Origin of the sequence: Streptomyces sp. NRRL WC-3605, from assembly GCF_001509795.1 — a bacterium.
Classification (GTDB): domain Bacteria; phylum Actinomycetota; class Actinomycetes; order Streptomycetales; family Streptomycetaceae; genus Streptomyces; species Streptomyces viridochromogenes.
The window spans coordinates 1-1,932 of the sequence record NZ_LLZN01000126.1 but is presented as its reverse complement, the minus strand read 5'-3'; the positions used below and the strand labels follow the sequence as shown (position 1 = coordinate 1,932).

1 protein-coding gene is annotated in these 1,932 nt (G+C 64.5%); it reads right to left on the bottom strand.

Annotated features, from left to right (window positions below; translation table 11 throughout):
- Positions 1 to 1,081: 1,081 nt before the first annotated feature.
- On the bottom strand, positions 1,082 to 1,402 hold the full coding sequence (locus ADL34_RS33600; RefSeq protein ID WP_159039021.1) for a hypothetical protein: 321 nt from the start codon (positions 1,400 to 1,402) through the stop codon (positions 1,082 to 1,084).
- Between the last annotated feature and the right edge of the window lie 530 nt (positions 1,403 to 1,932).

Genomic DNA, 1,932 nt, shown 5'->3' with positions numbered 1-1,932 from the left:
GTACTGGCTCTGGGGGCAGCAACCGGTCGACGTGCATAGCTCCCCCTCGCAGCACTGCCCGCCACCGCACAGCGGACCCGGCTTGCAGCACTTGCCACCTATACATTTCTCCCCTGGGAGACAGCACCGTTCGCCACAGGCGTTGTCCTGAGGACAAACAGTTCCGTCTCCCGTGCACACCGTCCCTTGACCTGGCGTGTAGCACACGCCGTCGCAGCATTTCTGGCCTGGTGGACAGCACCTGCTCGGACCAAACCCGCGCGGAGCACAACAAGAGTGCCCGGGTTCACAGCACTTGCCTTCCCCGCAGCATTCCCACCCGGGCGAACAACAGCCGATGATCTGGCGCGCTGATGGGTACTCGTAGCCATAGCAGCAGGTGGTTCCGTGGGGACAGCAGCGGCGCTGCGGACCGAACAGGCAGAGTTCTCCCAAACAAGGTGGAGGCCGGGTGCACTGCTGATTGCAATGCGCCTTGCATTCGAGCTTCTCCACGGGGTCCTGCGGGTCGCAATCCTTCATGCAGTCGCTGTAACAGCTGTCAGCCAGCGTCACCCCGGGGCTGGAGTGAACCTGGCCGTGGGGTGAGCGGTAGGCGCCCTGGCCGTGGGGTGAGCGGTAGGCGCCGCTCGTACGGTACAGAGAGGCGTCCGCCGTAGCGGTCGGGACGGGCATGTCAGCCGACCTCCTCCTGTCCGGACCGGTCTGGAAGACCGCTTCGTGGCGCTGCTGGTGAACGCTTGCGTCCCGTCCCGGCCGTCCGGCTGGTGCCTTACAGTTGCGTGCACGCCGTGCGCTCTCCCGCCGCGTTTTTCTCACCGCTGGCGCCGGGCGGGAGAGCGGGGCTCGCCGGCGCGAGGACGACCGGCGGCTGGAACCGCGTTTCGATGTTCGCTCGGCTCGAGGTCGATGTCCGATCCAGCCGGACCCGCTCGCCTGGTGTGCGCGAGGTGCTGATCGGTAAGGGAAGGCCTGTCGCGCCCTCCCCGGCCGCGCAGGGGGCGCTTCACCGAGTGGAGCCGATCCCTGGTTGAGGGGTGACATCGGTTGGGCGTTTCCTGCACAGCGCAGGATCAGATCGTCAACTGACCTCGTAGTAGATGTCGTAGTACGAGCCGTCGCCGGTCAGGACTTCCGCTTGCTCTCCGGTGTTGGCCTGGCTCTTGTGAGCCCAGAAGGCGCCGAGGAAGTCGTCGGGACTCGGTGCGTCGTCCGCGTCCCAGACGGAAACCTTCACCTTCGTTCCGAAATTCTTCGAGACGTCGATGTCCTCCCCGTCTTCGTCTCCCATCTCTGCTTCGCCCCAGACCCTGAGGCCGTCGACCTTGATGTAGACGTCGTCGTCGCCGGGACCCGACGTGGTGTGGTGGCAGTAGATTCTATTCAGTGTGAGCGTAGCCATCACGTGGCCCCTTTCGCTGTGGAATTGCCTTCAGATGCGAGGTCCGGCCGGGAGAGAATGGATCTGCATCATTCGCTGGGAGTGTTCATTCAGCAGCACCTGAAAATCCGCCATGGCGGGGCACCGGCGCCCACGAGAACGCTTCGATCGAGTCAGACACAGTCCATCTTCCCTGAGCTGTCATTGAATTTTGCCTTCTTTCCCTGGGGACAGCATTTATTCTTGTCGCAATGTGTGCCGGGAGAGCAGTCCGCGTTGTTCCTGCAGCAGTCCCCGAGTGTGCAGCAGGCTTCCTCGAGGCAGATCTGGCCGGGCGGGCAGCATTGCTCGACGATGTAGGGCTCGGGGTCGCCCTCAAGGCCCGGCGGTGGCCAGACTTTCACCTTGCAGGCCTCACCCCCCTGCGGGCAGCAGCTCATCGTCGCCGTGTTGTACTGGCTCTGGGGGCAGCAACCGGTCGACGTGCATAGCTCCCCCTCGCAGCACTGCCCGCCACCGCACAGCGGACCCGGCTTGCAGCACTTGCCACC

Excerpts from the sequence above, each read along its gene's own strand:
- ADL34_RS33600 (WP_159039021.1), bottom strand. The coding sequence starts at position 1,402 with ATGGCTACGCTCACACTGAATAGAATCTACTGCCACCACACCACGTCG.